At 51.8% G+C, this 24,811-nt stretch carries 27 protein-coding genes and 1 other annotated feature; of the genes, 10 read left to right on the top strand and 17 right to left on the bottom strand.

Features of this window, described 5'->3' with window-relative positions; all coding sequences use genetic code 11:
• The first annotated feature begins 1 nt into the window (after position 1).
• Positions 2-631, top strand: a complete 630-nt coding sequence (locus Q3F21_RS09025) for an ATP-binding cassette domain-containing protein (RefSeq protein ID WP_340251526.1) — start codon at positions 2-4, stop codon at positions 629-631.
• A 77-nt stretch (positions 632-708) separates the two neighbouring features.
• Here the strand turns inward: Q3F21_RS09025 and Q3F21_RS09020 are convergent, their stop codons facing one another.
• Together Q3F21_RS09020 and Q3F21_RS09015 are read right to left on the bottom strand one after the other, a co-directional pair.
• Positions 709-1,473 (bottom strand): 5-oxoprolinase subunit PxpA, encoded by a 765-nt coding sequence (locus Q3F21_RS09020; protein WP_340251657.1) that lies wholly within the window; start codon positions 1,471-1,473, stop codon positions 709-711.
• A gap of 142 nt (positions 1,474-1,615) precedes the next feature.
• On the bottom strand, positions 1,616-1,972 hold the full coding sequence (locus Q3F21_RS09015; RefSeq protein WP_340251523.1) for a YlbG family protein: 357 nt from the start codon (positions 1,970-1,972) through the stop codon (positions 1,616-1,618).
• A 73-nt stretch (positions 1,973-2,045) separates the two neighbouring features.
• On the opposite strand from Q3F21_RS09015, the gene Q3F21_RS09010 reads away from it, so the two are divergent.
• Complete coding sequence (locus tag Q3F21_RS09010) at positions 2,046-2,369, top strand: hypothetical protein (RefSeq protein WP_340251521.1); 324 nt, start codon at positions 2,046-2,048, stop codon at positions 2,367-2,369.
• Here Q3F21_RS09010 and Q3F21_RS09005 read toward each other — a convergent pair.
• Positions 2,364-2,819, bottom strand: coding sequence for a YlbF family regulator (locus Q3F21_RS09005; protein WP_340251518.1), 456 nt, complete (start codon positions 2,817-2,819; stop codon positions 2,364-2,366). The two genes, Q3F21_RS09010 and Q3F21_RS09005, sit on opposite strands and share 6 nt — an antisense overlap.
• 60 nt (positions 2,820-2,879) lie before the next feature.
• The gene (locus Q3F21_RS09000; RefSeq protein ID WP_340251516.1) at positions 2,880-4,775 is read right to left on the bottom strand and encodes a hypothetical protein; all 1,896 of its coding nucleotides are present in this window, start codon (positions 4,773-4,775) and stop codon (positions 2,880-2,882) included.
• A 52-nt stretch (positions 4,776-4,827) separates the two neighbouring features.
• Between Q3F21_RS09000 and Q3F21_RS08995 the strand changes: the two genes are divergently transcribed.
• A complete protein-coding gene (locus tag Q3F21_RS08995) occupies positions 4,828-5,250 on the top strand; it encodes a protease complex subunit PrcB family protein (RefSeq protein ID WP_340251514.1) in 423 nt (140 codons plus the stop codon).
• A 103-nt stretch (positions 5,251-5,353) separates the two neighbouring features.
• On the opposite strand, the gene Q3F21_RS08990 is transcribed toward Q3F21_RS08995, so the two are convergent.
• From Q3F21_RS08990 to Q3F21_RS08970, 5 genes are all read right to left on the bottom strand, one after another.
• Positions 5,354-5,782 carry a hypothetical protein gene (locus tag Q3F21_RS08990; RefSeq protein ID WP_340251512.1) on the bottom strand — a complete coding sequence of 143 codons (429 nt, stop codon included), beginning with the start codon at positions 5,780-5,782 and terminating at the stop codon, positions 5,354-5,356.
• A gap of 66 nt (positions 5,783-5,848) precedes the next feature.
• On the bottom strand, positions 5,849-6,658 hold the full coding sequence (locus Q3F21_RS08985; protein WP_340251509.1) for a thermonuclease family protein: 810 nt from the start codon (positions 6,656-6,658) through the stop codon (positions 5,849-5,851).
• 371 nt (positions 6,659-7,029) lie between these two features.
• Complete coding sequence (locus Q3F21_RS08980; protein WP_340251507.1) at positions 7,030-8,076, bottom strand: MerR family transcriptional regulator; 1,047 nt, start codon at positions 8,074-8,076, stop codon at positions 7,030-7,032.
• Positions 8,077-8,226: 150 nt separating this feature from the next.
• Positions 8,227-8,670, bottom strand: a complete 444-nt coding sequence (locus tag Q3F21_RS08975; protein WP_340251505.1) for a CBS domain-containing protein — start codon at positions 8,668-8,670, stop codon at positions 8,227-8,229.
• A gap of 289 nt (positions 8,671-8,959) precedes the next feature.
• On the bottom strand, positions 8,960-9,040 hold the full coding sequence (locus Q3F21_RS08970; protein WP_221175483.1) for a putative holin-like toxin: 81 nt from the start codon (positions 9,038-9,040) through the stop codon (positions 8,960-8,962).
• Between the two features lie 191 nt (positions 9,041-9,231).
• On the opposite strand from Q3F21_RS08970, the gene Q3F21_RS08965 reads away from it, so the two are divergent.
• The gene (locus tag Q3F21_RS08965; RefSeq protein WP_340251503.1) at positions 9,232-9,576 is read left to right on the top strand and encodes a YugN family protein; all 345 of its coding nucleotides are present in this window, start codon (positions 9,232-9,234) and stop codon (positions 9,574-9,576) included.
• Positions 9,577-9,659: 83 nt separating this feature from the next.
• Positions 9,660-10,832 carry a putative lipid II flippase FtsW gene (ftsW, locus tag Q3F21_RS08960; RefSeq protein ID WP_340251501.1) on the top strand — a complete coding sequence of 391 codons (1,173 nt, stop codon included), beginning with the start codon at positions 9,660-9,662 and terminating at the stop codon, positions 10,830-10,832.
• A gap of 46 nt (positions 10,833-10,878) precedes the next feature.
• Here ftsW and Q3F21_RS08955 read toward each other — a convergent pair whose 3' ends face one another.
• On the bottom strand, positions 10,879-11,208 hold the full coding sequence (locus Q3F21_RS08955; RefSeq protein WP_340251498.1) for an Asp23/Gls24 family envelope stress response protein: 330 nt from the start codon (positions 11,206-11,208) through the stop codon (positions 10,879-10,881).
• Positions 11,209-11,270: 62 nt separating this feature from the next.
• On the bottom strand, positions 11,271-12,926 hold the full coding sequence (locus tag Q3F21_RS08950) for a thiamine pyrophosphate-binding protein (RefSeq protein ID WP_340251497.1): 1,656 nt from the start codon (positions 12,924-12,926) through the stop codon (positions 11,271-11,273).
• Positions 12,927-13,049: 123 nt separating this feature from the next.
• Here Q3F21_RS08950 and sleB point away from each other — a divergent pair, with 123 nt between their 5' ends.
• Positions 13,050-13,808 (top strand): spore cortex-lytic enzyme, encoded by a 759-nt coding sequence (sleB, locus tag Q3F21_RS08945; RefSeq protein ID WP_340251495.1) that lies wholly within the window; start codon positions 13,050-13,052, stop codon positions 13,806-13,808.
• A gap of 63 nt (positions 13,809-13,871) precedes the next feature.
• On the opposite strand, the gene Q3F21_RS08940 is transcribed toward sleB, so the two are convergent.
• Complete coding sequence (locus Q3F21_RS08940; RefSeq protein WP_340251493.1) at positions 13,872-14,129, bottom strand: hypothetical protein; 258 nt, start codon at positions 14,127-14,129, stop codon at positions 13,872-13,874.
• 172 nt (positions 14,130-14,301) lie between these two features.
• On the opposite strand from Q3F21_RS08940, the gene cax reads away from it, so the two are divergent.
• Positions 14,302-15,345, top strand: a complete 1,044-nt coding sequence (gene cax, locus Q3F21_RS08935) for a calcium/proton exchanger (RefSeq protein ID WP_340251491.1) — start codon at positions 14,302-14,304, stop codon at positions 15,343-15,345.
• 99 nt (positions 15,346-15,444) lie between these two features.
• Here cax and Q3F21_RS08930 read toward each other — a convergent pair whose 3' ends face one another.
• The 3 genes from Q3F21_RS08930 to glsA form a co-directional block, all read right to left on the bottom strand.
• Entirely contained in the window at positions 15,445-16,779 is a 1,335-nt protein-coding gene (locus Q3F21_RS08930) for a sodium-dependent transporter (protein ID WP_340251489.1), read from the bottom strand.
• A 63-nt stretch (positions 16,780-16,842) separates the two neighbouring features.
• Positions 16,843-17,075: a binding site (T-box leader), on the bottom strand.
• Positions 17,076-17,492: 417 nt separating this feature from the next.
• Complete coding sequence (locus tag Q3F21_RS08925) at positions 17,493-17,777, bottom strand: YlaN family protein (RefSeq protein ID WP_003387335.1); 285 nt, start codon at positions 17,775-17,777, stop codon at positions 17,493-17,495.
• A 116-nt stretch (positions 17,778-17,893) separates the two neighbouring features.
• Positions 17,894-18,835, bottom strand: a complete 942-nt coding sequence (glsA, locus tag Q3F21_RS08920; protein WP_340251487.1) for a glutaminase A — start codon at positions 18,833-18,835, stop codon at positions 17,894-17,896.
• A gap of 299 nt (positions 18,836-19,134) precedes the next feature.
• Between glsA and Q3F21_RS08915 the strand changes: the two genes are divergently transcribed.
• On the top strand, positions 19,135-19,647 hold the full coding sequence (locus tag Q3F21_RS08915) for a hypothetical protein (protein ID WP_340251485.1): 513 nt from the start codon (positions 19,135-19,137) through the stop codon (positions 19,645-19,647).
• 72 nt (positions 19,648-19,719) lie between these two features.
• Here the strand turns inward: Q3F21_RS08915 and Q3F21_RS08910 are convergent, their stop codons facing one another.
• A complete protein-coding gene (locus Q3F21_RS08910; protein WP_340251483.1) occupies positions 19,720-19,860 on the bottom strand; it encodes a sporulation histidine kinase inhibitor Sda in 141 nt (46 codons plus the stop codon).
• Between the two features lie 301 nt (positions 19,861-20,161).
• Positions 20,162-21,373 (bottom strand): ornithine--oxo-acid transaminase, encoded by a 1,212-nt coding sequence (locus Q3F21_RS08905; RefSeq protein WP_340251481.1) that lies wholly within the window; start codon positions 21,371-21,373, stop codon positions 20,162-20,164.
• A gap of 228 nt (positions 21,374-21,601) precedes the next feature.
• Between Q3F21_RS08905 and Q3F21_RS08900 the strand changes: the two genes are divergently transcribed.
• Both Q3F21_RS08900 and Q3F21_RS08895 read left to right on the top strand, forming a co-directional pair.
• Positions 21,602-23,002: a sigma-54 interaction domain-containing protein gene (locus Q3F21_RS08900; protein WP_340251479.1), complete on the top strand. Its 1,401-nt coding sequence runs from the start codon at positions 21,602-21,604 to the stop codon at positions 23,000-23,002.
• A gap of 198 nt (positions 23,003-23,200) precedes the next feature.
• Entirely contained in the window at positions 23,201-24,613 is a 1,413-nt protein-coding gene (locus Q3F21_RS08895) for an amino acid permease (protein ID WP_340251477.1), read from the top strand.
• Positions 24,614-24,811 lie beyond the last annotated feature (198 nt).

Genomic DNA, 24,811 nt, shown 5'->3' with positions numbered 1-24,811 from the left:
CATGCTGCATGTGGATTTTCAGAAAAGCCTGCCGGAGTTTGAATTGTCCGCCCGTTTTGATACCAAAGATGAAATCATCGTCCTGTTTGGACCGTCCGGCTCGGGGAAAACAACGATCCTTAACTGTATCGCGGGGCTCGCCCATCCTGACAGCGGGAGGATCCAACTGGCTGATTGTCTTTTTTTTGATCACGCAGCCAATATCAAGCTGCCCGTACAAAAGCGAAAAGTTGGCTATCTGTTCCAGGATTACGCCCTCTTTCCGCATATGACCGTCGCGCAAAATATCCGTTACGGCATGCACCGCGATGATCAGGATCAGCTCAACGACCTTTTGCAATCAGTAGGGATTGATCATCTTTTGCAAAAATATCCCCATCAACTGTCAGGGGGTCAAAAGCAAAGAGTGGCCCTCGTCCGCGCATTGGCGACCCAGCCTGATATTATGCTGCTGGACGAGCCGCTTTCTGCTCTGGATGCGGATACGAGACGCCAGTGTCAGGATGAATTGCTGCGGATTCACGAAAAATGGCGAATTCCCTTCCTTTTGGTAACCCATGACCGGGACGAAGCGGAGCGGCTGGGCGATCTGATCCTAACCAGCAAGGACGGCCGCTGGAGCCTCGAATAAAAAAGCCATACCGGCTTTGTGCCGTCTTAGGACGGACGGGGCCGGCATGGCTTTTCCCTGTTTTTCGACTGTCTTTCTTAGCGAGGAGCGATCGCTTCCAGCTTGACATCGTTTTGTTTGGCCCAACGATGCAGCTCGATTAAAAATTGAAGAACATCCGGGCTCTCGCAGTGCACACACAGCGTGTCGGCAGCCAAAGCGATACTTGTTCCATCGACGGTTTTCACCTTTTGCTTCATTACCAGTTGTCTGGTCTGCTCCATCTGCTCTTCCTTGCTGATCAGCACACTGCCTTCCAGCTCCCGCGGCGCCAATCTGCCATTAGGCAAATACGCCCGATCAGCGAATACCTCTTCCGCCACCTGAAGACCGTATTCAAGCCCCGCCTCGACCAAAGCACTTCCTGACAAGGCGTACAAAATCAGATCTTCATTTATGTCAGACACAGCACGCGCTACTGCTTCCGCCAGCTCGGGGCGTTCCGCCGCTTCGTTATAAAGTGCCCCGTGCAGCTTTACGTGGTGAAGCTCTCCGCCGAGTGCGCGGCTGACTCCATCGAGAGCCGACACCTGATACAGGACGAGCTCATACACTTCGCGAACCGTCAAATTCATCGAACGACGCCCAAATCCCTGTACATCCGGATAACCCGGATGCGCGCCGATCTTGACCCCGCTGCGAATCGCAGCCTCTACAGTCCTGGCAATAATATGTGGATCTCCGGCATGAAGACCGCACGCAATGTTTACAGAGGTAATCCACTTCATGATACCCAAATCTTCCGCTTGACGTCCCCGACCGTAGCCTTCTGCCAGGTCGCAGTTAATATCCAAACGTACCATCACGCACCCGCCCTTCCCTTTTCTCTCTATTTGATGCGAATGAAAACGCAATCATGCGCATCTTTACAGGGTTGTTCCTATTCTTTAGCATATCACGTACGGGAATGCAGCAAAAGGAAAAAAGCTGCCGAAATGTGGCAGCTTAACGTACAGATTCTGTCGAAATTCCTGCTGGCGCAAGTCCGTTTTCTCCGAGTAGAGTATCGGCCAAAGCCATCAGCTGATGCTTCTCCTGCTTGTAGTCGTACTCCTTCGCCTTGTCCGGCTTGGCGTTGTTGTACTCAATCGGAATTTCATGACGGTGGGAACGCTCGATTTTTGTCACAAAGTGAAGCCGCTCCATCGTTCGGATAATGTCGTCGATTTGGTCGGCATCCACATACATCGAGACGTAATTTAACCGTTTGGAGATGTAATGAATGGTTCCAAATTTGCGTAAATTTTTGGCAGCACGCGGGTTTTTCACCCATACCGCAACTCCCAGTCGTCTTTCTCTCATAACGGCCGTCGTGCTCCTTTCCTTGCTTGGTAAAATAACATGGACGGGCTCCAGATGAACGGGGGACAGATAAATGCTTATCGATCAACTGTATCAACAACTCATCTCCATGCTTCGAGATGAGAGAGTCGTTCTTGACGCTTATTTCCGGGAATACGCCGGCAACCGCTTTTTGTATGTAACAAGTCCGCTCCCTCCCCCGCAGCTAGGCGATTATCTGCAAGAGGCAGGGGAGCGGGTAGCGGCCGGGACCGTCATTCAACCGGAATGTGCGTATGTGCGGACTGCGGGTATGGTGCAGGTTTTCCGATATCGCTTCCTCATCCCGGGAGACAAGAAATTTTGCTGCGGAAACCTTTGTGCAGATTGCTGCCTGTTTCGCTCGAATCCGTCATGAATGTTTTCTCGTACTGCAGCCGCAGCTGCCGCCGCCGCCGCAACCGCTGCTTTTCGCTTCCAGAAATGGATTATTGCTGGGCACTTTAATGCTGCTTGACACGGAATCGGCAATCGTACGGCTTACTTCATACAAGAGCTGATCGAGATTGCCTTCTGCCCGCTTGAACGCCTGAACAGAGTCGAGCATCTCGATCGAACGCTTCAACTGCCGGATCTCGGTCGATATTTTATCGTAATCGGGATGATATTTCCCGAACCGCTGAACGTCCTCGTACTGGTCTTTTTTCCGCTCAAACAGGGCGAGCAGCCGCTGGGCTTCCCGATCTGCTTCCATCGCCTGTTTGGCAAGCGTATAATCTGAGACCTCGCGGGACTTGTTGATCATCGTCGACAGCTCGTGCGAATGCAGGATGAGCTCAGTCATATCCACTGTTTTCAACGCTTCCATCATCGAGACCTCCTTTGCTTATTCATAAGTCGATTCTTATTGTATCACGAAGCCAGCGAGCTAGTACAGATATTCGGGTAGTACAATGCGCACCCGGTTGATGTCATCCAGACGGCATCTCTGTTTTTTATTGCCCGTTTCCAGAAATACATACCAGTATCCCATCTCGACCACAACCTGACGCGGGATCCCTGCTTTTATGTTTTTGTCCTGCATTTCCGCCTCAATCTCCAATCCGAGCTCCGATGCACGCTGCAGCAGCGTACGCATGGTTTGCGGGTGATACGCCTGGAAATGCCGGGTCCACATCTTGGGCAATTCAGACAGCTGATGCAGGCCCTCCAGCTGATCAGGGAACGTGTTTTCCACGGCAAACCCATCCCATGGACGGACGATCGTAAACAGCCCGTCAGGCCCCCCTTCCTTTCCTTGCTCGGGAACGGGCCGATCTTCCATGGCTTTTTTCGGCGTGTACGGAGCGTATCCGTATTTACGCAAAAGCGCGGTCACTTCCTTTTCCTGCTGGGGCGCAATCAGAAAATCGGTCGGAGAAATGATGGTTGCGAGGAAAGGACGGAATGGCTCGAGGGTTTTCAGTTCTTCCAATAATCCCGGATGTGCAGTTCGAACTCTGACCATGGGCTCAAGCTGAATCTGACGGGCCTCTCTTCCCCACTGCCTGATCATCTGCTCAACGGATTCAGGCATCGGATGGGCGCAATATTGCCGCAAAGTACCGATGGCCTCTTCCTCTTTTCCGCCGGCCGTCAAAAAAGATTGCAGGGACCTTGCCTGAAGCTCGCCCTGAATCAAATCCCCGGTAAAGACAAGCGGACAAAATCTGCTGATTTCCCAGACTGCTTTTAACGGAACCAGCGGCGGTATCGTAACAATTCCTGCCGGATCGATAAACCAACGCTCCTCGATAGCCAGTCGAGGCAGGCTGTTCCAACGCCAATAAACCTCTCCCTCGGCAGTCGTCCCCAGATACAGCCACCCGAACCCCAGCAGTAGATGCAGCCACCTTGTCACAGCAAGGGCAGCAGCATCGTCCGGAACACGAAAGCCAGCGTCAGCGAGCGCCTGGATCTGGTCATCCAGCTTATGCCATTCTTCGGATTTGCTCTCCTTCATCAATACAAGAAGTCCATCCCACCAGCTGTCATGGGGCAAGTATTCTTCTGCAACCAGTTGAAAAAGCTCGTTCCACCTTGACTCCTGGCTTGCTTGCAGCCACCTCGCAACGTTTTGATTTTCCAGGACGAGCTGTCCTCCTCCGGCACGGATCAGTCCAAGACGGATCGCCAGGTCGACGACCACCGTCAGCGCCCTTTCACCATCTTTTGATTCAGGAATGGAATGGCTCGCCCATCCTTCCACATGCTCGTCGGAAAGTGTAAGCAATGGCGTTATTTTCTGGAGAATCCGGCGGTGGATACTGCCCTTGACGGTCAGCGGGACTTCTGTTTCTCGCAAAAAGGAAAGAACCCCAAAAAGATCCAGATGTATCCCTCTGCCTGCTGTTATATAATAAGGGAGCGTCTCAGCGGGAGAGAGAGTGAAGTGATGCTCGGGCACGAGGCAAAAGGTCAGCCTTTCTCTCACTTCCTTCGGCATCATGTAACCGACCTCGCCCCACATTTTTCGGACGGTGAGGATCATTCCGAGTCGGCGGAGCTTGTTTAACCCGACCGACAGCAATCGTCCTTCGCGCTGAACGATCTTTTCCCAGTCTTTCTTGCGTAAAAATCCTCTGGCTGAAGAAGTGACAAAGAAGCGGATCACCTTTTTTTCGCTATCTTCGGCTTTCTTCCAGAACGTATTGATAAAGAGCGGATCGGTTAACAGGTCAGTCAAATTACGACCATCCTGGATGCCGAACCGTTTGGCATGCTCTTCTAGCATATGCTCTTGGGTTGTTTGTGACAGAAACTCGACACCCTGCTGGATGCGCACGCCATTCACCTCATTTGCTTTATTGATAAAACGACATGTAGGAGGTATGCCTGTGTTACACGCATGGTACAGTTTGCTTTTGGCTGCATCTTTGTCATTGACAGGCCAACCGTTCCATATAGATCATCCTACCCCAACGCAAGCTGCCGTGGAAGCGGATGGTTTGCAAAGCGTTGCCGCTCCCTATCCGCCAGCGGTGCAAGATGCCCTGCGCACGGTCCGGAAAAACGGCGGACACTCCGTCGTCCGTACCGATCAAAAAACGTATATCGTTATCGGTGCCGGAAAACGCCCTACCGGGGGGTACCGATTGGTGGCAGACAAGGTTGAACGAAAAGGGGCCCATGGATATGTGATCCATGTCCGCGAGCAGAAGCCTGCTGCCGGATCCATGACCACTCAGGTGATCAGCTATCCGACGCTTGTGCTTTCTGTCCCTGACAAGCAAGCGCAAGTGACGGTTTTGTTCCGCTAATTGCCGAACACTCCGAGCAGCCAATAGAAAAGCCGACAATCCAGCGCCAGTGCCGGATGTCGGCTTTCTGCTTTTGTGCCCGCCTGTTTGCGCCTCTCGTTAGTCAGGGCTTTACCTCAACCCGGAACTCTTGCTTGATGCCGTAGGAATCGTGATTGTTATGGGCAAGTTCGACGACCACGTCGTGTGAACCGCTTGGAATGTTTTTCAAGATATAGTTGTCTTCAAAAGCTTTCGCGACCTTTTTTCCATCCAGATAGATGTGGATATGGCCTTCTCCCTGGCGGTTTTCCTTGCCCATATTTTCGATTGAATACGTAAAATTCGCCACCTTCATCTTCAGGTGAAGGTCATTTTTCTCCAGACTGTGCGTCACCTCTAGCGTGGGTTTCTTCTGATGCTCTTCCACCGCTTGGTTTACTCCTCCCGTTTCCGCATCACGGGTACTGAAGAGGGCAAACTCGATTACGATGGCGATACCGAGCAGGATCAACAGGCGGTAGGCCAAGCGTTTGGATTTTGCGATTTTCATGGGGACACTCCTTTCAGAGACAATCATCCCCATTTTTCCCCAACCTTCTTGGCTGTATTCCTGGGATTAACGCTTTGGCGCACGATAGCCGGCAGCCTGCGCTTCCTCTTCCGTCGCAAACCAGACTTCCGGCTTGGTCTGTTCGTAATTTCTCGAACCGGGAACGTGGTAGATTTTTTCCCCTTTGGAATTGATATTTCCCTTGATCAGCTTTCCAGAAGGCGGTGTTTCCGATTGTGCCGTGTTCTCGCTGTTGGCTTCTGTCTTCTCGTTGCTGGCTTCAGTCTTACTGTCGCTGGCCTCAGTCTTCTTATCGCCGGCTTCTCCGTTCTTGTTCTTGGATTCTGCCTTGTCCTTGGGCCCGGTTTTCCCGTCTTTGGTTCCCGTTTTCTCGCTTGACGGCTCTAATCCCCACAGCCCTCTGTTTTGTTCCCTCGCTTCCCTTTCCGCTTGCAGAAACACATCCGCCTTGGCTACATTCGGAGGGACTGTCATAATTCTGGCATAGCCTTCTCTCACCAATTTTTCATTGACGAATGTGCCATCCATCAAATACACATAGGCGAGTAACCGCTTGTATCGATCATGCGGCTCCACGTCAAAAACGAGGCGCACCTCTTGCCCTGTAAGCAGTTCTTTGGTGAAGTTGCTGGCTTCCTTCCCGTAGGGCTCGACAGGGTGGTTGGGCTTTACCGTCTCCGGTGTATCTACCCCGATCAGGCGAACCTTCTCTCCTGTCCCAATCTCGAACGTGTCCCCGTCCACCACCCGTTTGACGGTGGCTGTGATTTCGCCGTTCGGCTTTGGCTGTTCGGGCGCCCCACACGCGTACAGAAGAAACGCCACGATAACGAGCCAGGCACTCAAACGTCTCATGTTCTTGCCATCTCCTTTTTCTTGGTGCTGATTACCAGCGTAACGGATGCATCAGTAGTGGTCAACCACCGTTTGCGAACATATGTGCACATGTTCCTTGCAAAATAAAAACGACCTGTCTCCAAGGTCGTTTTGTTCCTTCCCGTCAATTATGCAACGAGACCTATTTTCTTGTCAGTCACGGTCGGAGTTAAACAAAAAAAGCAGCACCACCACAACGATGATGATCCACAGCAGCTCATCATTTTCCCGGTCGAAAAAATTATCGAACAACCCCATGCGAGGTCCCCCTTTCCTTCTCGTTACAGCCTATGCAGCGGAAAAGGCGGATGTCATCGTGGATAAGCCCAAAAGTTGGGAAGGCCGGTTTCCTACAGCCAAGCTTTTATAAGATGTACATACGTGGTCAGTTGACGGGCTTCGACGGAAAAACCGAGCTGCTGGAGATGTTGCACAAGCTTGCTGCGGTCCGCGTAATATTCATCCTCGATTTCTGCAACAGCCTCTGTACTTCCAGCTTGAAGAAGCGCTCGTATATGAAGGGCTCTATGCTCCTCATTCACAAACATCGAGTCGGCAATCACGAGTCGTCCCTCCGGGGCAAGCACCCGCTTGCATTCGGCCAAAGCAAGCGTTTTCTGGTCGTCGGTCAGATGATGAAGCGCAAAGCTGGTCACGACAAAATCAAAGGTGCCGCCGAAATACGGAAAGGCAAAAAACGAGCCAAGCTTTGTCTCCATCCCCGGATTTTTCTTTTGGCATTGCTTGAGCATTTGCGGAGACTGATCAAACGCACTCATCCTGACTCCCTTTTCCCGAAACAGCTTTGCCAGGTTCCCCGTGCCCGTCCCCGCGTCCAGACCAGACTCATCCCGGCGGGGAGCAGTAACTGTGACCACTTCCCGCAGTACCAGCTCGTAATTCTCATACGGGTAAAAGCCCTGTTTTTTGCCGTTGATCGAAGCATCGTAGTCATCGGCGATCTGGTTGAAGTTCCAGCGATCCACCCAGTTGTTTCTCATCTGCCGCAGCCGTTTGTTGCCTTCAGCCAATTCGAACAAGGCTGCCGGATCGATTCTTCCCTGCTGTTTGATCCGCCCAATCATCTGCTCGGTCGTCTGGATGACTCTGCTCAGCTCGATCCACCGGTCATACATGCAGGAGCGCTGAATTTCCAGGTAATGGAGCAAGCTCTCTTCTTCTTCGTCAAGGCGCTGCAATAGCTCCCGAATGTCTTCGATCGGCATGCCCACCTCTCTTAACGTAATAACGGTCTGCAGCCTCCAGACGTCCGCTTCGGTAAACAGGCGGTATCCGGAATGCTTCTCCTTTTTGGGGGAAATCAGTCCTTTTTCTTCATAGAAACGGATTGCCCGGGCCGTGATTTGCAAGCGTTCAGCCATTTCCTTGATCTGCACGTCTTTCTTCCTTTCGCGCTTTCTTTAGCACATTGTAAACCTTTCCGTTACGTTATAGTAAAGGGGATTTTTACGAATAAAAAAGAAGAGGCTGCAGCAGCAACAGCCTCTTCTCTTCATTATTATATGGGGAGAAATCACACCAGGATTTTACGCATTGCCCAGCGGTTCGGAGATTTGGGAGAGCGCTTCGGACGCTTCATCGTGGTGAACCTCGCGGACAGCCATATCCCCAAGGGCGACGATGCCGACCAGCTTTCCGTTTTCCACGACAGGCAGACGGCGGATTTGGTTCTTGGCCATAATTTTAGCTGCCTCGTCGACAGTCATTCCTGGCTGACCCAAAATAATATCCCGGGTCATGACGTTTTCGACAGCGGCCGAACCTTCGCGTTTTTCCGCCAAGCCGCGGATCACGATGTCACGGTCTGTGATCACGCCGATGACATCTTCTTTCTCATCGACAACAGGGATGACGCCGACGTTCCAGTCGCGCATCTTGCAAGCCACTTCGTAAACGTTATCTTTAAGGGTCACGGTTGCCACATCTTTTGTCATGATCTCACGCAAGGTGCGGTTTTCTACCTTTGCCATCATTCTCTCCTCCTTTTGCTGATAACAATTGTAGTTTGTCCGGCCAAACCAAGTTTCATGCGCTTTGGACGAGCTTCCCCGAATTCCGACTAGGAATGTCTCCAAGCGTTGTGGTAATATGGTAAGGTGATGTCAGCGACGGCATCGCACACCGAGTGATGTTCAAAAAAAGACCGCAGGGTGATAGCAGCACCCGTACGGTCGAAGATTACAATAGTTGTTCCCCATTTGGGGGGGCGGCTCTCACTTCCTCGGTGTCGACCTCCCGGCTGTCAGGCTCAAGGGAGGTCTACTTCTTCTTACTGGTAGACAGCATTAAGACTAAGGTCCCGAACGCTACCATCAGACTTAGTGCTTCATATACTGTCATGCTATCACCCCCTTTCCTAAAACGGGGATGAACCGACCGCCCTTGTGGAGCTCACCTATTGTAGTTATTAAGTATACCATAAATTGGGAAATCGGGCATCCTGCCAGAGACACGACTTATCCATTGCGCTCTTTCCGAAAACAGACTAATATAAGGTAGTGAATAACTTACCATTTGTAGGAGGAAAATCAATGGTTATCAAGGACACAGGGATCGGCAACAAGGAAGTCATGCTCGCCGATCTGGATCATTACATGAGTGACCTGGGGTTTGTTCGCGGAGCTTGGGATTACAAACACGCTACATACGATTATCAATTGAAAGATAAAGGCAATGTCTACTATCTGCGGATTGAAGCAAATGCCATCGAGGGAAAACTGGAAGACAGCCATGCTGTTTTAAAGTTGGATGACCCTTACATGGGCAAACACTTGTTCCCTCACGGATTGGATTACGATTTCCCGATCCCGGATTCGGTCGTGCAAACGGCAAAACGTAAGCTGCAAGTCTTGAACGAGAAGCTTTCCGCTTATTAATCCAACTGCATCCGGCTCATAGCGAGTTTACAGAACAGAGAGGCTTCCCCTCTCTGTTTCACGTCAAGGGGGAGGTTTCTCTCATGAAAACGCGGGGCGTCCCCGACTTTTTGTTGCTGTTGTTGACCGCTCTCCTGGTGGGCTTCGGCATCACGATGGTATTGAGCTCAAGCTCGATATACGCTCTGACAAGCTTTACGTCCAGCGGTTGCAAACAGTGTGGCGGAGACGAGCTGTTTTTCGTGAAAAGGCAAGCGATGTGGCTGCTTCTGGGCATATTTGCGATGCTGGTCACAATGAACATCCCGTTCTCCTTTTACAAAAAGAATTACCTCCTGATTATGCTGGTCTGTTTTCTGTCGCTGTTCCTGGTCCTGATTCCCGGCATCGGGACGGATATACAGGGGGCGCGGTCCTGGTTCAGTTTTGGATCGGCCAATTTGCAGCCGGCAGAGTTCGCCAAATTGGGGCTGATTCTGTACCTGGCAGCGATAGTCTCCAAAAAAGGCGCTGGCATCCGTGATTTAAAAAAGGGGCTTATGCCTCCGCTCGTGGTCACCGGCGTATTTTTCGGTCTGATCGTAGCCCAGCCGGACATGGGAACGGCAGCGATCCTGCTCGGTTCTGCAATCGTTGTCCTGATTTGCGGCGGGGCGCGGCTAAGCCATTTGTTTATGATCGGATTCCCGGTCACCACTCTTGCTGTATTCGCCTACGTCATGAAAAAGGATCACGCCTGGAATCGGCTAACCTCCTTTCTGGATCCATTGAGCGATCCCTTGGGAACGGGCTATCACATCAAGCAATCGCTGATCGCTATCGCCCACGGCGGGCTGACCGGCACCGGGTTTGGCAAGAGCATTCAGAAGTATCTGTACTTGCCGGAAGCCCATACAGACTTCATCTTCGCGATTATCTCCGAAGAGTTTGGCTTTATCGGGACAAGCCTGTTTTTGTTGGTGTACTTGCTGTTTTTGTTGCGCGGAATCCACATCTGCCTGAAGGTTCAGGATACATTCGCAAGCCTGGCTGGTATCGGCATTGTCGGCATGATCGGGATTCAGGCTTTCATCAACATCGGCGGTGTCACGTCCTTCATCCCGCTGACGGGAGTAACCTTGCCCTTTATCAGCTACGGTGGCTCTTCCCTGCTCGTGATCCTGATCTCCACGGGAATCCTGCTCAGCGTCTCCCGAGAAGTCAGCCGGCAAAAAGTAATTGAACAAGGACAAAAACAGTTGTACGCCAACCGATAAAGGCAACAAACGCAAAAGGACCTGCCAGCTTTGCAGGTCCTTTTTGCTACATCTCGATTCCATCCACATGTACATGCACCGCCTCCACAAACAGACCTGTCAGCGACTCGACAGTCTCCTTTACCTGCTGCTGAAGCTGCCGGCAAACCTGATGTATTTGCATGCCATATTTGATCGATACTCGCAGCTCTATGGTCACAGAACCGTCCGTAACGACAACGTAGATTCCTTTGCCGCTCCCCCCGAGTTTTTTGGCCAGATCGTGATAAAATCCTCCGGAGCGCACCGAGACACCGGAAATGTCAGCCGATGCAACGCCTGCGATCACTGCCACTACTTGATCCGCTACCCGAATCTCACCGCGCAAGCTTTCCATAAATCGCCCTCCTCCCTGCTCCCTATCGCTTTCCTTGCTCGTATCTTTTTGCCATTCGCTTCTCAGACTTTTCTTTCATTATAAACATTTGCAGCTTGGGCTTGGAAGGGAATTTCTCGTTTTCTCTCTGTCAGTGTCGGAAGAGTGCACTGTATGTCGAGGAGGATAAGCTTCTGCGCGGCCATCGCCTCTTTTAAGGCAGGCAGCAGTTCGCGAATGGCACGTACACGGCGGCCCGAAATCCCGCAAGCTTCGGCCCATTTCACAAAGTCGGGATTTTCCAGACGAGTGCCGAACGGGACAAGCCCCGACTGAATCATCTTCCACTCCTCCAGTCCCAGTGTCTTGTTGTTTATGACGATCAGCGGAAAGTGAAGGTTGTTTGCTGCAGCTGTCATCAATTCTCCAGAAGCCATTTGCAAGCCCCCGTCTCCGACAATGGCGACCACTTGCCGATCAGGATTGTTCAGCTTGGCTGCGATCGCGGCTGGAAGGCCATAGCCCATGGTTCGCCATTTGCCTGAGAAAAGCGGAAAATGGGCCCTCCCCCGAAAGGCGCGGTTGAACCAGATGGTGTGTTCGCCAGTATCCAGGGCAATGATGGCATTGTCATCAACCACCTGGGACAAGGCATGCATGAGTGTTTCCGGTTTGATCAGCTCCTCTGTCCCTTGTTCGACCAACCGCTCTGTCTCTTGCCAAAAGGAAGCATGCCAGCGCTTAACCTGAGCCGTCCAGCCTGGATCGGGCGTTTTTTTGTCAAGGCGCCGCAGCCAGAGGGGCAGCACATCGCTCAACTCGGCTATAACGGGCGACAGCTGAGGGTGAGCGTGGATCGCTGTCGGGTTGTGATCGACCTGTACGACTGGCAGGTCGGCGGGAACAAACGAGCGGGGAAACCAGCTTGCTCCCAAGGTCACGAGCAAATCCGCCTGGGCCAGCGCCGCAAGTCCTGCCTTGCTGCCTCCTTCACCCAAGCCTCCCAGCACAAGCGGATAAGCCTCGTCTACAACGCCTTTGGCGCCTAAGGTGAGCAGCAAGGCAGCGCCCAATTTCTCAGCCAATTGCATGCAGAGATTGCCGCATTCCCGGCTCCCTGCTCCCATCAAAATGACCGGTTTTTTCGCACCCATTAGAAGTTCTGCCGCATGCTCGACCTCTACCCGGTTCACTCCCACGCCAGATTGCAGCCGCGGCAGCGCATTCACCAGCGGCCATGACGTCGTCCGGGAAAAAATGTCCTTGCAAACGGCGAGATGGGCGACGCCTCTTTGACTGCCGGCTGTTGCGTATGCGCGATGCAGGACATCGCCGACAGCCTCCGGGTGTGCAACTGTTGTGGTGTACAAGCAGATTGGGCGGAGCAAGTCTTCTTGCGGAACGAACTGCTTGTACGGTCCTCCCAATTTGTGCGTCTCTACTTGCCCCGTAATCGCCAGAACCGGAGCATGATCAGCGTAAGCATCCGCCAATCCGTTCAGCAAATTCAGTGTGCCTGGGCCGCTGGTCGCTGTGCACACGGCTGGCCTCCCTGTCCATTTTGCTTCCGCCGCCGCCATCATGGCTGCCGCCGATTCATGCCTGCAGGCGATATAGCGAATGTGCTCCTGTTTTCCGAGTACATCGAGCCATGGCAGGATGGCATCTCCTGCTACCCCGTAGATGTGCTTGACTCCCCAAATGCGAAGCTGTTCTGTCAAATAGTGGGCGACCTGCATGAAGCACCTCCCTGTCCTTGTTCCCCCTTAGTGTGGCAGTTTATCCAGCATTTTACTAATTCATTTCTTGCCTTTTCGGGAAAAACTAGCGAATAGATCAAGCAGATTAAAGGAGGAACGTGAATGAAACGGCCTGTAAAATGGCTGCTTGCCCTCTTGGCCCTTACTCTGACAGTAACAGCATCTGTAATGATCTCCCCGATCCGTACAGATGCGTTCAGCAACCAAGAGGTGCGCGTGGGCGCTACTGGGAAAGATGTAAGGGAGATGCAAGGCCGCTTAAAATACCTTGGATTTTATACAGGAGATGTAGATGGCAACTTTTCCTGGCGCAGCTACTGGGCACTGCGAAATTTTCAATATGAATTCGGTTTGAAGGTAGACGGCATTCTGGGACCAAAGACAAAGCTGAAGCTTTACAATGCCACTACCGGCTACCGGCCTACAGCAGAAGAACTGGGGGTTGAGGAAGCCGCACCGGCACCAGCCCGGACTGCACCGGCTAAAAACTACCGCAGCAAGGGCATCACCGAAAACGATCTTCGCCTCATGGCAAATGCCGTGCACGGGGAAGCCCGCGGGGAACCGTATGTAGGCCAGGTGGCCGTTGCCGCCGTGATCCTGAACAGGACCCGTAATCCGGCTTTCCCGAATACGCCGGCAGGCGTTATCTTTGAACCGCTTGCATTTACCGCTGTAGCTGACGGACAGATTTGGCTAACCCCGAATGAAACCGCAAAAAAAGCGGTGCAAGACGCGCTCAACGGCTGGGACCCGACCGGAGGAGCGATCTACTACTTTAACCCGGATACGGCCACATCGGCCTGGATTTGGAGTCGCCCGCAGATCAAAAGAATCGGCAAGCACATCTTTTGCCGCTAGCAACAAGGAAGCAGGCACGGTGGGGACCGTGCCTCTTTTTTTGCTCGCTATTGCGCCTGATTCCTAAGGACGTTGTCCCTGCATGTGCTCGGCCATTTTAATGAATCGCTCTTCCTGCTCAGTCGTCCCGCAAATGCCGCATTGAATCATATAAGACTCGCCTTTGTAGGGTTGGTGGAACGTGTCAAGCTGCTCTCTAGTCAATTCCGCGACAAGCTCGCCGGATTGGGGATCAAGCCGGACATAGCGCGGTGTTTGTTCAATTACAGTAAACCTCATCCGATTTGATTTGCAGGTAGGACAGAGATACGGCTTTGCCATAAGAAGCACCTCCTAGGATGTCTCACCGAGTAGTATGAACAAAAAAACAAAGAGTTTATTCCACCGAATTCGTTCAAAATAATGATGACTTCCTCCGAAAGTTCGGTTACACTTAAGACGGAATTTGACTTATGGTAAAAAATGGAAAAACTTATCATCATGAGGTGAGCCTATGAACCTACGGCTGTTTTTCGCGCTTGTGGGCGGAAGCCTGCTGCTCGCAGGATACGCCCATTATTTTACTGACAATGAATTTTTTAAATTTGCTTCCGCATCCTTGGCCATTATTTTTCTGGCTGCCTGGCTGGGAAAATCGACAGAAAGCGTAGCGCATTATGCCGGAGACCGAATCGGAGGCTTCCTGAACGCGACCTTTGGCAACGCGGCCGAGCTGATCATTGCTTTTTTCCTGGTAAAGGAAGGGCTGTTCGACATGGTGAAGGCATCCATTACAGGAGCCATCATCGGAAATATGCTGTTGGTACTGGGGCTTAGTGTTCTATTGGGAGGGTTGAAGTACAAGGAGCAAACCTTTAACGGCAGGCTGGCTGGACACAACGCTTCCCTGATGATGCTCGCCATCGCTGCCCTGTTCATTCCCGCCGTGTTCATGAAAGAGCTCCCGCCTGTCGAGATTGGAACGTTAAGCACGGTGATTGCCGTGATTCTGATCGTCGCCTATCTGCTCTGGCTGATCTTCTCCATGGTCACGCACCGCGACTTCCTGTCCGACATTGAGTCTCACGACAGCGAAGCGGTCTGGTCAAAAGGGGTTTCGGTCTTGATGCTGGCTGTGTCAACCTTTTTTGTAGCTGTCGTTTCCGAGTGGCTGGTGCACAGCGTTCAGCACGTCTCCGAGGTGCTTGGGTGGTCGGAGCTGTTCGTCGGGGCTTTCGTCATCGCCATTATCGGCAATGCCGCGGAGCACAGCGCTGCCCTGCTGCTTGCGATGAAAGGGCGGATTGGGGCAGCCGTAGAGATCGCTGTCGGCTCCAGCCTGCAAATCGCCCTGTTCGTTGCCCCTACACTCGTACTGATCAGCCTTTTGCTCGGTCGACCGATGGATATCGTGTTCACCACGTTTGAGCTCGCAGCTATTGGCGTCGCGACTTTTATCACTATCTCCATCACCAAGGACGGCGCGACCAACTGGTTCGAGGGGGTTCTTTTGCTCGCTGTCTACATCATTCTTGGAACGGCTTTCTTCTTCGTCTAGTTTGCACGACAAAGCGGGGCGCAGCGTGTATGTAGCATCATACTCGCTGCGCCCGCTGCCATTGTGCTGCGGAAAGGAATCGGATATCCTGCCTTCTTCCTAAAAAATCCCCAATGTGCTCAAAAATACGAGTATGATCGCGACGGGTGCGACGTATTTAAGCAGCATCAGCCAAATCACAAAAGCCCGTTTTCCCCATTCTTTCGAGACCTGCAATTCCTTGACAAGCAGCTCCTGCTTCAACTTCAATGGCACAAACAAAGCGATCAGCAAAGCCCCTAGCGGCATCAACACGTTGCTTACCAAAAAGTCAGCCGCATCAAAGACCGTCTTTCCAAAAATGGTCACATCTGACCAAACGCCAAAGGATAAAGCAGATGGAATTCCCGCAAGAAAAATGAGCAGTCCGATGATCAAGGAATAACGCTTCCTGAATTCAGCTTTGCCCCTGGATAACGACGCTACGATTATCTCCAGCATCGAAAATGCGGATGTCAATGTCGCAAACAGGAACAGCGCCAAAAAAACCAACAGAAACAAGCTGCCAAACGGGACATGCTCAAAGACTGAAGGCAGGACGATAAACAGTAGTCCCGGTCCTTCCGCCGGCTCCATCCCCAGGGAAAAGACCGCAGGAAAAATGGCCAGACCGGCAAACAAGGAAACCAGCAGGTTCAGTCCGACGATCGAGCCTGCCGAGCGCACCAGATTTTCCTGTTTGCCTAAATAGGAGCTGTACGTAACCATGACAGAAACCCCGACACTAAGGGAAAAGAATGACTGACCCATCGCGTACAGAACAGAATCCGCCGTCAGCCGGGAAAAGTCGGGCATCAGGAAAAACGCGACGCCTTTGCCGGCTCCATCCAGCGTGAGTGAACGGAACATGAGCACCAGGAACAGCAAGAACAGGGCTGGCATCAAATATTTGTTCGCAGATTCGATCCCGGCTTGTACTCCCCGGGCCACGACCCATATCGTGATCAACATGAACAAAAATTGAGCGCCCACAGAACCGATGGGGTTCGCGATGACGCTGCCAAACAACTGATCGTAAGGCATTCCCGTCAACTGTCCTGTCAAACCGCGGAACATGTACGTGAGAATCCAGCCTCCTACCACGCTGTAAAATGAGAGCAGCAAAAAACACGTCGCCACGCCCAATCTGCCTACCCAATGCCATGCGCTTTGCGGAGCAAGCGTCTTGTAAGCTGAAATCGCCTCTTGCTGTGTGCTTCGGCCGATCACGAATTCCCCCAATAACAGCGGAAGTCCAATCACGAGCGTAAACAACAGGAACAGAAGAAAAAACGCTCCACCCCCGCTTGTTCCCACCACGTAAGGGAATTTCCAGATCGCCCCAAGTCCGATGGCAGAACCGGCTGCCGCCAGAATAAAGCCAAGTCTGGTCGTCCATTGTTCTGCTTGCTTCATACTGCATCCACCTCTTTCAAACTTTCTATCTCCGTTTTGTAAAAAAGAAAACACCCGTCCTCAAAAAGGGACGAGTGTTGTGCTCGCGGTACCACCCTGGTTAGGCTTCATATCAAGCCTCGCTCATGCCATTGCTAACGGGAATGACCCGGTGCCTCCTACTGGGGACGCCTTCCTTTCAGAGGACAGCTCAAGAGTGAATTCAACGGGGCATGCCTGGAAACGACTCTCAGTCACTGGTCGCCTCTCCCTGTCAAGCCGCTTGGCCGCTTACTGGTCTCTATCTTCGCTTTTGCGTATTTACCTTTACTTCAAGGCGCGGCGAGAACAAAAAAACCCGCCCCTGAAAAGGGACGAGTTGCTCGCGGTACCACCCTGATTAGACAGGCACGTTTATGAAAAAGGGAATAACCTCTTCCACTTGCATGTCTCACTTGTTCATTGGTAACGGGAATGACCCGGTTTTCCTCCTACTGGGCATAAAACCGTTCAAAGGACAGCTCAGGAGGGAATTGGGCGAGGCGTGCTTCAAAACTGCTTTCAGTCTATGGCAGTTTCTCCCTGTCAAGCCGTTGTTCGCTTACTAGTCTCCGTCATCGCTTTTGTACGTAAAAGTTATTATTTAATCTAAAGCAGCGAGAGTGAAAAAGCAAGTGTTTTTTACTCCCAAAAGCTCCAATAGAAAAGCGAGGAACGTTTCCATTCCATCGCTCTTACCCCTTCTGATTGTAAAGTTCGTGAAGATCAGCCAGTTTTCTTTCCAACGAACCCATGATTTCACGACCGATCTCTTCATCAATCAGTCCCAAACGGACGGCGAACTCCACTTCACGCGAAAGCCCGAACATCTGGGTGTCAAGCACCTCTTCGTACAGCGGGCACTGCGGCATGGTCAGGTTTTCCATCTGTACATCTATGAGCTTGTAGATCTTGTCCGCATCTGCTCGCAGTAACGCTAGCGCTTTTTGTTCCAGATCGGGAATCTTAATCTCTGTCAAAACCTATCCCTCCGTTTGCCACCATCCTTACCTTACATAGTACGTTATTCTGGGCCATTTGAAAAGGGGAGACGATTTGGCAACTGTAAGTATGGCGTACAGTGATTGCAGTTTGACTAAAAAATGCTGAGATCCCACAAATCGGACAGCTTTTGCAGCAGCTTGACCCCCGCGACCGAGTTTCCCTTGTCATCCAATGCGGGACCAAATACGCCAAGGCCCATCCGCTGCGGAACCGCGGCCATAATCCCGCCCGCTACTCCGCTTTTTGCGGGGATGCCGACATCGATGGCAAATTCTCCGGAAGCGTTATACATGCCGCATGTGACCATGAAGGTTTTGCAAATTCTCGCGACTTCGCGGGGAAACAGCTGCTCCTTGCTCGCTATGTCGTAGCCATCCGCCGCGAGAATGGCGGCAAGGCGGGCCACTTCCACAGTGGTGACCTCGATGGAGCAGTGCCGGAAATACAGGTCGAGCGTCTCTTCCACGTCTCCGTCGAGAATCCGGCTGTCCTTTAAAAAATACGCAAGCGCCCGGTTCCGATCGGCTGTCTGCTTTTCTGACTGATACATCTCATCATTGACGCGGAGATCAGGATTGCCTGTCATCTTTCTGAGCAGCCGCATAATCTTCTCCAACCGCTCCTCCACACTCCCGCCCGGAATCATGCCTGCGACGGCGATGGCCCCCGCATTGATCATCGGATTTAATGGCTTGTGCGGCTTGATCGTCTCCAGCTTGATAATCGAATTGAACGGATCGCCTGTCGGCTCTTTACCCACTCGCTCAAACACATAGCGTTCTCCGTGCTCGCACAGCGCGACCATGAGCGAGAAGGTTTTGGAGATGCTTTGCAAGGTAAACGGGAGGTGCGCATCCCCTGCCGAGAACACGCTCCCGTCTTTGAGACAAACGCTTACGCCCAGCCGTCTTTTCTCCTGTCTGGCCAGCTCCGGTATATACGAGGGTACTTGGCCCTTTTCCGCTTCGCCGATCGTGTTCTGCACAGTTTCCTCCAGTACGCGCTGGAGGCTGGTAAGATCCCAATTATCCATGTACATCGCCCTCTTGTGTGAAAAGGATAAATTCTGCTGCTCCCATTGTAAAAAGGCCGGACACCGTTGTCAAAACCGCCGCTGTCTTTTCTCCGGACGGAAACAGGCCAAGTGTTCGGGCAATGTTGTGTCACAATTCGTGGAAAACTCTCTCAAGCCACACCGCTTCAATCAAGTAGTCCGGCTTGCCCGGATACCCGTAAGTTTTTTATCAGATACATACAAGCTAGATTGTTTGCCACAGTCTTTCCGGCTGAGTTACAATGATACAAGACGCATAATAGACGGAGGAATGTTTCATGTCAGACGTAATCGTATTCAAGGGAGCCGTTTCCTTCCCGATCACGCTCGACCCGAGCGTATGGATTTTTGACGACCGCAAATTTGACCTTGGCACCTACCGGGGTGAAGAGGATACCGATACAGGCCATCAGAAGAAGTATTTGGAAGGAACGGGCGCTCAATGGGACAAGGAGCTTCGCGAAGGTGCCGCCCTGCCGTCGGAGCGAAAGAGCTTGATCGAAGAACGAAAGGCTCTCGAAGGGGACTACGGCATCCGGCTTGCTCCGTTCATCGACAATGCAGTTCCGCTTCAGGAAGCGACCCACGTGAGCATCCATCGGGAGAATGGCGGGCCGCTCCTCTTGCCGCTTGCTGAGGCCAGACGGGCTATCCTGCAGTTTTCAAGGGACGGAAAGCCCATTCGCACAGACGGGCCGATCTACTTTTACCTTCCGGAAATGCTTCTCTCCAAGGCCCCCCCGGTAACGGGCATTACCGCTTTTGAATTTATCGCAGAAACGAAAAACTGAGTCCCATACAAAAAAGCCATCCGCACCGACGGATGGCTTTTTGCATAAGCTCTGTACATCTAGTTAGCCCGTTTACGCACTTACAACATGCGCGATACCGATGTTTCTTCTCTTTATCTCTTCACTGAGCAATTCAATAAAAGCTGGGTCCAGTTGAAGGTCGACGGCACGATGATATACTTCTATCAGCATTTGGTCACTCAAGTATTTCACGCTTGTCACCTCCATCCCTTAACCTGAGCCTATTGTAACAAAAGAACCTGGCACGAACAATCGTTCTGATATCCACAGGCAATGGGGATATCATGTGGGTAAGTTGTGGGCAAGCTGTGCGCAACTGATAAAAAAGCAGGCTTGTCCATGTGGATTTTCCCCGCCCGTTTATCCACACGATGTCGAAATTTGTCGAACGATTCATCCGTTTTTTCTAATAGAAACGGCGAACAGCGTCTTTTTTGGCGACAAAAAAGACCATCCCGATGAAGAGATGGTCCTGTCTTTGATGAACGTCAACTTATGCGTTGGCTGTTTCCGCAACCTCCAGGACTTGCTTGATCCGTTCGATTGCCCAATCGAGCTCATCCTTCTTGATTACCAGAGGAGGCGCAAAACGGATCGTGGTTTCATGCGTTTCCTTGCAGAGAAGTCCCAGTTCTTTCAGCTTTTCACAGTACGGACGAGCCGCCGTTTCCAGCTCCAGCCCGATGAACAGGCCGCGTCCGCGAATTTCCTTGATCAACGGGTTTTGGATCTCCTTCAGTTTGCCGAGGAAGTACTCTCCCAGTTCGCGGGAGCGCTCCACGAGCTTCTCGTCTGCCAGTACGTCCATTGCCGCTACAGCTACAGCACAGCCAAGCGGATTGCCGCCAAAGGTGGAACCGTGGGAACCCGGTTCAAAAACCCCGAGAATTTCCCTGTCGGCAGCAACGGCTGAAATCGGGAACACGCCACCGCCGAGCGCTTTCCCCATAATGTACATATCCGGCTTCACGTCTTCCCAATCGGATGCAAACAGTTTGCCTGTACGCCCAAAGCCTGTTTGGATTTCGTCGCAGACGAGCAGCACGTTGTTTGCCTTGCACAGTTCGTACGCCTGCTTCAGATAACCTTGCGGCGGAATGATGATGCCCGCTTCTCCCTGAATCGGCTCCAGCATGAATGCTGCCGTGTTCGGCGTTATCGCCTGCTTCAGCGCCTCAATGTCACCGTACGGGATCATTTTGAACCCTGGGGTAAACGGACCAAAACCGCGCTGGTACCCTGGATCGGAAGAGAATGAAGTAATGGTAACGGTACGACCGTGGAAGTTGCCCTCGCACACGATAATTTCAGCTTGGTTTTCCGGCACTTTTTTGACATCGTAAGCCCAGCGGCGGACAGCCTTGAGTGCTGTTTCGACCGCCTCTGCTCCGGTGTTCATCGGCAAAATCATATCCTTGCCTGTCAATTCGGCGAGTCTTTCATAAAAATGACCTAACTGATCATTGTAAAAAGCGCGGGAAGTAAGCGTCACCTTGTCCGCCTGATCCTTCAGAGCCTGAATAATGCGCGGATGGCGATGGCCTTGGTTCAAAGCCGAGTATGCGCTCAGCATGTCGAGGTACTTGTTGCCCTCGGGATCTTCTACCCAAACGCCCTCTGCTTTGGAAATTACGATCGGAAGCGGATGATAGTTGTGAGCACCGAATTTTTCTGTTTGATCAATGACCCGGTTTGTCTTGTTCATAAGTTCACTGCCTCCTTGATTATGCATTGCCACTATTCTATTCAAGAATGATGCCAACTCGCTGAACCCGTATGCGTCCTCGTTTCCAGGAGGAAAAGCTTCAATCAATAGCAAAGAAATTTTGCACCGAATCGTTTTTGAACCATATTAGCGCATAATTATTTTGCACCCGTCTCATCTTATGGTATGATGTACCCCAAACAAGACCAACAGGCAGGTGCATCTTGAATGTCAGCAGGGAAACGGATCCATTCCCCCGATTATTATCTCCATGTTTTCGAAAGCATTTTGGACAGTGTTAATGAAGGTATCCATGTCATCGACGCAACGGGCACCACGATCGTATACAACCGCAAGATGACCGAAATGGAATCGATGAACAAACGGGACGTTCTCAACAAGCCTCTTGCCGAAGTGTTTCAATTTCCGCAAGGACAAGAAAGCACGCTGCTTACATGCCTGCGCACGGGAAAAAGCGTCCGCAACGTGAGGCAAACGTATTTCAACGACAAAGGTCAGGAAATCACGACAATCAACAACACGTTCCCGATCTTGCTTGACGGAGAACTCGTCGGTGCGATGGAGCTTGCCAACGACGTAACAAAAATGGAGCGGCTGCTTCGGGAAAATCTGTGGGAAAAGAACGGTGCACGCTATACCTTCGACAAAATTATTGGTGTCAGTCCGGCCATTTTGGAGGTCGTGGAAAATGCGAAACGTGCGGCGCGGACCTCTTCCTCCGTACTAGTTGTAGGCGAAACGGGAGCAGGCAAGGAGCTCTTTGTCCAAAGCATTCACAATGCAAGTCTCCGAGCCTCCGGGCCGTTTATCTCGCAAAATTGCGCCGCTCTTCCAGACACATTGATCGAGGGCCTGCTCTTTGGAACCGCCCGCGGGGCATTTACAGGAGCAGTCGAAAGACCAGGCTTGTTCGAACAAGCCGAGGGCGGCACTCTGTTTTTGGACGAGATCAACTCGCTTAGTATGTCCCTGCAGGCGAAACTGTTGCGCGCTTTGCAGGAAAAGTCAATCCGGCGGATCGGAGACACTAAGGACAGGTCCATCGACGTGCGGATCGTGGCAGCAATGAACGAGGACCCAGTGGAAGCCATCTCCCATCAGCGTCTGCGAAAAGATCTGTATTACCGCTTGGGCGTGGTTACGCTATTCATCCCTCCGCTGCGCGATCGAAGGGAAGATATCCCCCTTTTGATCCAGCATTTTATCGACAAGTACAACCAGCTGTTCCAAATGAATGTGGAGGGCGTAAGCGATCAGGTGATGGCGTTTTTCATCGGTCACGACTGGCCCGGGAACGTCCGCGAGCTTCAGCATGTCATCGAAGGCGCAATGAATCTGATGGAAGACGAAACAGTCATTACCTCCGAACTCTTGCCCTACCATTTTTTACGTCGCACATCTGCTCCAATAAAGGAAAAGATAACAGTACTGCCCGTAACGGACGAAATCTCTCCCTTGAAACAAAAATTGCAGGAGTTTGAGACCTATTACATCCAAAAAGTCGTGGAGAAAAACAACGGCAATATCTCCCGTGCAGCCAAGGATTTGCAAATCAGCAGACAGAGCCTGCAATACCGCCTTCGCAAGCTGGGGGTTAAGCCAGTGTGAAGTGCAAATTTTTTTGGCGCTTGCCTGCTTTTTTTGCATAGAGCGCCTATTTTTTTTGCAGATATTTTGCAGATAAATGTTATTTTGTCTTATAATAAACAAACGTTCTACAATTCCGACTTGGCACACCATTTGCATAAAGAATATGCACAAAGTTTATGAACATCAGTTTTGCATTCACGTTAAGGAGAGGGTTACATGGCATCTATGAACGATCAACAACATAATTTAAAGCGGTCCATGACCAGTCGCCATCTCTTCATGATCTCTCTCGGAGGAGTTATCGGCACCGGGCTGTTTCTCGGCTCAGGCTATACGATTGGGCAGGCGGGTCCGATCGGCACGATAATCTCTTATTTGGTCGGCGGTTTCATCATGTATCTGACCATGCTCTGTCTAGGCGAGCTATCTGTCGCCATGCCGGTAGCTGGTTCGTTTCAGACGTACATGACCAAGTTTGTAAGTCCGTCGCTTGGCTTCGCTGTCGGCTGGCTGTACTGGTTTGGGTGGGCGGTCACAGTCGCTCTGGAGCTGTTGTCTTCCGGACTAATGATGCAGCGTTGGTTCCCGGCGTCCCCGGTGTGGATGTGGTGCGCCATTTTCGGCGTCGTTCTCTTTCTTCTGAATGCGCTTTCCGCACGGGCATTCGGGGAATCCGAGTTCTGGTTTTCAAGCATTAAAGTAAGCGCTATCATCCTCTTCATCATCCTTGGCGGCGCAGCGATGTTCGGCCTGATCTCCATGAAGAACGGCCAGCCTGCCCCCATGCTTTCCCATTACGTCAACAGTCCGCTTTTGCCAAACGGAATTACCGGCCTATTGTTAACCATGATCACCGTCAACTTTTCCTTCCAGGGAACAGAACTGATCGGGATCGCTGCAGGAGAAAGCAAAGAGCCGGAGAAAACCATTCCCAAATCGATCCGTACGACAGTATGGCGGACACTGGTCTTCTTCGTTCTCGCCATCTTCATCCTGGCTGGCCTGATCCCTTATCAGCAGGCCGGTGTGGTAGAAAGCCCGTTTGTCGCCGTATTTGACAGCATCGGCATTCCGTATGCAGCAGACATCATGAACTTCGTCGTGCTCACAGCCCTTTTGTCCGTCGCCAACTCCGGACTTTACGCCGCTACGCGGATGCTGTACTCGCTCTCCCGCACTGGCATGGCCAGTGAAAAGCTTGGAAGAACGAACCGGAAGGGCATTCCGATGAACGCTCTTTTGATCACCTTCGCCATTTCGCTGCTTTCCCTGTTGTCCGGATATTTTGCGAAGGAAACCGTTTTTATGGTGCTGCTTTCTGTCGCCGGATTGGGGGCGCAAGTCGGCTGGATTTCGATCTCCGCTTCCCAGCTCGCGTTCCGCCGCCACTATCTGAAGAACGGCGGGAAACTGGAGGATCTGAAATTCAAGACCCCTCTCTATCCGTTCTTGCCGATGGTAGCTCTCGTGCTGAACATTACCGTTCTGGTCAGTCTCGCTTTCGACCCGAGCCAGCGGATTGCCCTTTATGGAGGAGTGCCGTTCGTCCTCATCGCGATCCTTGTTTACCAGCTGTACTTTAAAAAGAAATCCGGGGACTCATTGGAGCCGAATGAAAATGCGGCCTGATCGTCCAGACAAAAAAGAAAAGCTTGCGGCCAGCAACAGCCGCAAGCTTTTCGTCATTTACGCTTACATCGACAAACGAACGATTTCAGTTATGACCACCATGGCAAAGACGGCAAACCCAAGGGAACTGGTTACCAGCAGCATGCGTTTAACCTTATTCATGTCTTCCATTTGCGATTCCCTCCATTTCTCTATTGC

Source organism: Brevibacillus borstelensis (assembly GCF_037834415.1).
Taxonomy (GTDB): domain Bacteria; phylum Bacillota; class Bacilli; order Brevibacillales; family Brevibacillaceae; genus Brevibacillus; species Brevibacillus borstelensis_A.
This window is presented reverse-complemented; position numbering and strand designations above follow the sequence as displayed.